Source organism: bacterium, assembly GCA_030654305.1.
In the GTDB taxonomy this organism is placed as follows: Bacteria; Krumholzibacteriota; Krumholzibacteriia; order LZORAL124-64-63; family LZORAL124-64-63; genus PNOJ01.
On sequence record JAURXS010000330.1, the window covers coordinates 1 to 6,177 of the forward strand.

A 6,177-nucleotide genomic window follows, 5' to 3' on the forward strand; every position below is an offset into this window, starting at 1 on the left:
TCGGCCTGTCGCTGAGCCAGGCGCGGAACGAGATCGATCAGCGGCTAAGCATGTAGACGCCGGCGGGGGACCGGCTTCGGACGCGGGTTCGATTCCCGCCGCCTCCACCACCTCCGCTCGCGACCCCGCAGCTTCCGGGCTGCGGGGTTCGTTTTTCACAGGATTGCCCCCCGGCCGCCCGCGCGTTACATTCCCGCGCGGACGCCCGACGGTCGTCCCCGCGCCCCGCACCGCGACCACGATCAAGGAGACCGCCATGCCTTTGGTACCGATGAGAGTGCTGCTGGACCACGCCGCCGAGCACGGCTACGGCGTCGGCGCCTTCAACGTGAACAACATGGAGCAGATCCAGTCGATCATGCAGGCGGCCGCGGAGACCAACTCGCCGGTCATCGTGCAGGCCTCGCGCGGGGCGCGCTCCTACTCGCAGGACAACTACCTGCGCCACCTGATGCTGGCCGCGGCCGAGCTGCACCCGCACCTGCCCATCGCCATGCACCAGGACCACGGCAACAGCCCGGCCACCTGCTTCTCCGCCATCGAGCAGGGCTTCACCTCGGTGATGATGGACGGCTCGCTGCTGGAGGACGGCAAGACGCCGGCCACCTACGAGCAGAACGTGAAAGTCACGCGCGAGGTCGTGGCGAAGGCGCACGCCCTGGGCGTCACGGTCGAGGCCGAGATCGGCTGCCTCGGCGGCATCGAGGACGGGCACGGCGCCGGGCTGACCGGCGACGCGGCCCTGGCCCACCTGACGGACCCGGCCGAGGCCGAGCGCTTCGCCGCCGAGACCGGCTGCGACGCCCTGGCCGTGGCCATCGGCACCAGCCACGGCGCCTACAAGTTCACGAAGAAGCCGGGCGGCGACGTGCTGAAGATGAACCTGATCGAGGAGATCCACCGCCGCCTACCGAACACCCACCTGGTGATGCACGGCAGCAGCTCGGTGCCGCAGGAGCTGGTGGAGCTCATCAACCGCTACGGCGGGAAGATGCCCGAGACCTACGGGGTGCCCGTCGAGGCGATCCAGCGCGGCATCCGCCACGGCGTGCGCAAGATCAACGTCGACACCGACAACCGCCTGGCCATCACCGGCGCCATCCGCAAGGTGTTCGCCGAGCATCCCGAGAAGTTCGACCCCCGCGACTACCTCAAGCCGTCGCGCGACGCGATGGCCGCGGTGGTCAGGGACCGCATGATCGCCTTCGGGCAGGCCGGCTGGGGCGACAAGGTGCCGGCGACGACCCTCGACGAGATGAAGGCGCGCTACCGCTAGGGAGAGGCCCGGGATGCACGGATCGCTGGTCGACCGGCTGCGCGTCGAACTGGACGCGCTGCGGGAGCAGGGGCTCTTCAAAGAGGAGCGCGTGCTGCAGGGGCCGCAGGGTGCCGAGATCCTGGTCGGCGGCCGCCGCGTGCTGAATTTCTGCGCCAACAACTACCTGGGGCTGGCCTCGGACCCGCGCGTGGTCGAGGCCTCGCGCCGCGCGCTGGACCGCTGGGCCTACGGCCTCAGCTCGGTGCGTTTCATCTGCGGCACCACCGAGCTGCACCGCGAGCTGGAGCGGGAGCTGGCCGCCTTCCTCGGCCTGGAGGACTGCCTGCTCTACGCCGCCTGCTTCGACGCCAACGGCGGCGTGTTCGAGCCGCTGCTGGACGCCGACGCCGCGCTGATCACCGACCAGCTCAACCACGCCTCGATCATCGACGGGGTGCGCCTCTGCAAGGCCCGCCGCTCCATCTACCGCCACGCCGACATGGACGACCTCGCCCGCCGCCTCGAGGAGGCGGCCGACGCGCGCCTGCGCATGATCGTCACCGACGGCGTGTTCTCGATGGACGGCGACTACGCCCGCCTGCCGGAGATCTGCGACCTGGCCGAACGGCACGACGCGCTGGTCCTGGTCGACGAGAGCCACGCCACCGGCTTCACCGGCCCCACGGGCCGCGGCACCCACGAGAAGCTCGGCGTGATGGGCCGCGTCGACCTGATCACCACCACCCTGGGCAAGGCGCTCGGCGGCGGCCTGGGCGGCTGCACCGCCGGCCCCGCCGAAGTCGTCGCCTGGCTGCGGCAGAAGTCGCGCCCCTACCTGTTCAGCAACTCCCTGCCGCCGGTCGTCTGCGGCGCCACGCTCGAGGTGCTGCGGATCCTGCGCGAGGACCCGGCGCCGCTGCGGACCCTCGACGCCAACCAGCGCCGCCTGCGCGCGGGTCTGCGCGAGCTGGGCTTCGACGTCGACCCCGGCGAGCACCCCATCGTGCCGGTCCACTTCCGCCGCCACGGGAACGACGCGCTGATGGCCCAGGGCGTCGCCCGCGACCTGCTCGACGAGGGCATCTACTGCATCGGCTTCGGCTTCCCGGTGGTGCCGAAGGGGCAGGCGCGCATCCGGCTGCAGGCTTCGGCCGCCCACACGCCCGACCACGTCGAGCGCTGCCTGGAGGCCTTCGGCAAGGTCGGTCGCCGGCACGGCGCGATCTGAAGACGGGGGCGGGGAGGGCCCCGGACGGCGCGAATCGCTAAAAAAGCGCAAATCCGCTTGCCAAAGTCCGGATTCCGCCTATATTCCGCGCGTCGACGCCCGCCCCCTGCCGGGGCGGGCGTCGTCCTTGAGGGCAGGGCCCCCCGCGGTCCGCGAAGCGCGGCGGCGGCCCCCCACCACTCCAACGAGACGGCCCCCCGGCGGGGGCCCCGGCGGTCGCCATGAGCAGAGACATCACGAAGCTGCGCAACATCGGCATCAGCGCCCACATCGATTCGGGCAAGACGACGCTGACCGAGCGCATCCTCTACTACACCGGGCGCATCCACACCGTGCACGAGGTGCGCGGCAAGGACGGCGTCGGGGCCACCATGGACTCGATGGAGCTGGAGCGCGAGCGCGGCATCACCATCGCCTCGGCGGCCACCTACTGCGAGTGGGACGGCCACCCGATCAACATCATCGACACGCCGGGCCACGTCGACTTCACCATCGAGGTGGAGCGGGCGCTGCGCGTCCTGGACGGCGCGGTGCTGGTGCTCTGCGCGGTGGCGGGCGTCCAGTCGCAGTCGATGACCGTGGATCGCCAGATGCGCCGCTACAAGGTGCCCCGCCTGGCCTTCGTCAACAAGTGCGACCGCTCGGGCGCCAACCCGGCGCGCGTCACCGAGCAGCTGCGCGAGAAGCTGCGCCACAACGCGGCCATGATGCAGATCCCCCTGGGTCTCGAGCACGAGCACGAGGGCGTGGTCGACCTAGTGCGCATGAAGGCCTGCCGCTTCACCGGCGAGCTGGGCGACGACCTGGTCTGGGAGGAGATCCCCGCGGCCCTGCAGCTCGAGGCCGAGGCCCGCCGCGAGGAGCTGCTCGACGCGGCCAGCATGTTCAGCGACGAACTGACCGAGGCCATCTTCGCCGGCGCGGTCACCGAGGAGCTGATCCACGAGGCGGTGCGGCGCGGCACCGTGGCGCGGGAGCTGACGCCGGTCTTCATGGGCAGCGCCTACAAGAACAAGGGCGTGCAGCTGCTGCTCGACGCCGTGGTGCGCTACCTGCCCGACCCCACCGAGGTCCAGAACGAGGCCCTGCGGCTCAACGCCGAGGGCGAGCCGGAGAACTTCGTCCTGTCCAACAGCGACGACGACCACGTCGTGGCCCTCGCCTTCAAGCTCGAGGACGGCGCCTACGGCCAGCTGACCTACATCCGCCTCTACCAGGGGACCCTGGGCAAGGGCGACACGATTCACAACACCCGCACCGGCAAGCGGGTGAAGGTGGGCCGCCTGGTGCGGCTGCACGCCAGCCAGATGGAGGACATCCTCAAGGCCTACGCCGGCGACATCGTCGCCCTGTTCGGCGTCGAGTGCGCGTCGGGCGACACCTTCACCGGCGGGGAGACCGTCTCGGTTTCGAACTTCCACGTGCCCGAGCCGGTGATCACGCTGGCCATCGTGCCGACGGACAACAAGTCCCAGGCGAACCTGGCCAAGGCGCTCGCCCGCTTCACCAAGGAGGACCCCACCTTCCGGACGCGGACGGACGACGAGACCGGCGACACCCTCATCATGGGCATGGGCGAGCTGCATCTCGAGGTGTACCTCGAGCGCATCCGCCGCGAGTACAAGGCGGAGGTGACCGCCGGGCAGCCGAAGGTCTCCTTCCGCGAGGCGATCACCCAGCGCGTGAACTTCGACTACACCCACCGCAAGCAGACCGGCGGCTCGGGCCAGTACGGGCGCATCTGCGGCTACTTCGAGCCCAACGAGTCGGGCGAGTTCAAGTTCGAGAACAAGGTGATCGGCGGCACGGTGCCCACCGAGTACATCCCGGCCGTCGAGAAGGGCTTCCGCTCGATGCTCGATAAAGGCGCCTACATCGGGTACCCTGTGCAGGGCCTGACCGTGGTGCTCGAGGACGGCAACTCGCACGCCGTCGACTCGTCGGACCAGGCCTTCCAGGCGGCGGCGCGCGGCGCCTTCCGCCACCACTACAAGGAGGGCCGGCCCGTGGCCCTCGAGCCGCTGATGCTGGTCTCGGTGGAGGGTCCGACCGAGTTCCAGGGCGAGATCCTCGGCACGGTCATGCAGCGCCGGGGCATCATCATGGGCTCGACCGAGGACAGCGGCTTCGTGCGCGTCGACGCCCACGTGCCCCTGTCCGAGATGTTCGGCTACGCGACCGTGATCCGTTCTAGCACGCAGGGGAAGGCCGAGTACTCGATGGAGTTCGCCCGCTACTCGCCGGCGCCCGCCGAGGTGGCCGAACGCCTGGCCAAGGCCCACGCCGAGAAGGTCGCGGCGGGGAACAAGTAGGAGAGGAACGACGATGCCCACCAAGGACATTCGCTTCCGCAGCCCGCTGCGGGTCTTCGAGAAGGCCACCGACGGCGGCCTCGGCCGCGGCCACCTGGGCGTGGTGCTGTCCCGCCGCGGCGTCGGCAAGACCGCGCTGCTGGTCGGCATGGCGGTCGACGCGCTGCTGCAGGGCCGCAAGGTGCTGCACATCTCCACCGAGGAGTCGATCGAGAAGCTGCGCGCCTTCTACTTCGAGATCTTCCAGCACATCTGCGAGAACCAGAAGCTGGAGAACCGGCTCGAGCTGCGGCTGGACCTCGAACGCAACCGCCACATCCTGGTCTACAACCGCGACTCCTTCTCCCTGGAGAAGCTGCGCGGGACGGCCGAGTTCCTGCGCGACGCCGCCCACTTCGAGCCCGACATGGTGATCATGGACGGCACGCCGCGCTTCGAGCACTGCGAGGACTGGGAGATCGACGGCGTGCTGGCGCTGGCCCGCGACTGGAACACCGAGATCTGGACCTCGTCGCTCACCCACCGCGAGGGCCAGGCGTGCGACGCGCGCGGCATCCCCCTGTCGGTGGCCCGTTTCGACGACCGCCTGAGCCTGATCGTCGCGCTCGAGTCCGTCGCCGACCACGTGCGGGTGCGCATCCTGAAATCGCACGACCGCCCCGTGGCACCGGACATCAACATGGAACTGGACCCCCGGACCCTGCTGCTGCGCTGGCGCTGACCGGTGCGGCGCCCGGCCCGGCCGGGAGGCCCGGCATGACCGACGTCGCCGACAACCTGCTGCGCGTCCGTGACCGCCTGGCGGCCGCCTGCGCCCTTTCGGGCCGGGCGGCCGCGTCCGTCCGGCTGGTCGCCGTGAGCAAGCGGGTCCCGCTGGAACTGGTGGCCGCCGCCGTGGCCTGCGGGCAGACGGACCTCGGCGAGAACCGCATCCAGGACGCGTTGCCGCGCCAGGACGAACTCGCGGCGCGGTTGGGGCCCGCCGCCGCCCAGTGCCTGCACTGGCACTTCATCGGGCCCCTGCAGGCCAACAAGGTGCGCAAGGCGGTCGGCCGCTTCGCGCTGATCCACGCCGTGGACCCGCCGTCGCTCGCGGAGCGGATCTCGCAGGTGGCGCTTGAGCGGGGCCTGCGCCAGCCGGTCCTGCTGGAGGTCAACGCGGCCCGCGAACCGGGCAAGTTCGGGCTCGACCCGGACGCGGCCGTCGCGGCGGCGGTCGCCGCCGCCGCACTACCGGGACTGGACCTGCGCGGGATGATGGCCATGGCCCGCCAGGATGCGCCGCCGGCCGAGCTGGGCGCGACCTTCGCCCTCGTGCGGCGCCTCGTCGAGGCGGCCCGCGCGGCCACCGGCCTGGCGCTGCCCGAGCTGAGCCTGGG

General features: G+C 70.9%; 5 protein-coding genes and 1 other RNA gene. All 6 read left to right on the forward strand.

Translation table 11 applies throughout. The annotated features are described in order from the left end of the window. Positions 1 to 110, forward strand: a transfer-messenger RNA (tmRNA) gene (ssrA, locus tag Q7W29_09540); the annotation flags it as partial. A 146-nt stretch (positions 111 to 256) separates the two neighbouring features. Beyond that, complete coding sequence (gene fba, locus Q7W29_09545; protein ID MDO9172062.1) at positions 257 to 1,276, forward strand: class II fructose-bisphosphate aldolase; 1,020 nt, start codon at positions 257 to 259, stop codon at positions 1,274 to 1,276. Between the two features lie 13 nt (positions 1,277 to 1,289). Then, the gene (kbl, locus tag Q7W29_09550) at positions 1,290 to 2,486 is read left to right on the forward strand and encodes a glycine C-acetyltransferase (protein ID MDO9172063.1); all 1,197 of its coding nucleotides are present in this window, start codon (positions 1,290 to 1,292) and stop codon (positions 2,484 to 2,486) included. A 221-nt stretch (positions 2,487 to 2,707) separates the two neighbouring features. Continuing rightward, positions 2,708 to 4,798, forward strand: a complete 2,091-nt coding sequence (gene fusA, locus Q7W29_09555; GenBank protein ID MDO9172064.1) for an elongation factor G — start codon at positions 2,708 to 2,710, stop codon at positions 4,796 to 4,798. A 13-nt stretch (positions 4,799 to 4,811) separates the two neighbouring features. Beyond that, entirely contained in the window at positions 4,812 to 5,519 is a 708-nt protein-coding gene (locus Q7W29_09560; GenBank protein ID MDO9172065.1) for an AAA family ATPase, read from the forward strand. Positions 5,520 to 5,554: 35 nt separating this feature from the next. Continuing rightward, on the forward strand, positions 5,555 to 6,177 hold a 623-nt coding region (locus tag Q7W29_09565), incomplete at its 3' end, for a YggS family pyridoxal phosphate-dependent enzyme (protein ID MDO9172066.1).

Bases quoted from the DNA above. Each gene is read 5' to 3' on its own strand.
- Q7W29_09560 (MDO9172065.1), top strand. From the start codon at position 4,812: ATGCCCACCAAGGACATTCGCTTCCGCAGCCCGCTGCGGGTCTTCGAG.
- kbl (MDO9172063.1), top strand. From the start codon at position 1,290: ATGCACGGATCGCTGGTCGACCGGCTGCGCGTCGAACTGGACGCGCTG.
- fusA (MDO9172064.1), top strand. From the start codon at position 2,708: ATGAGCAGAGACATCACGAAGCTGCGCAACATCGGCATCAGCGCCCAC.
- fba (MDO9172062.1), top strand. From the start codon at position 257: ATGCCTTTGGTACCGATGAGAGTGCTGCTGGACCACGCCGCCGAGCAC.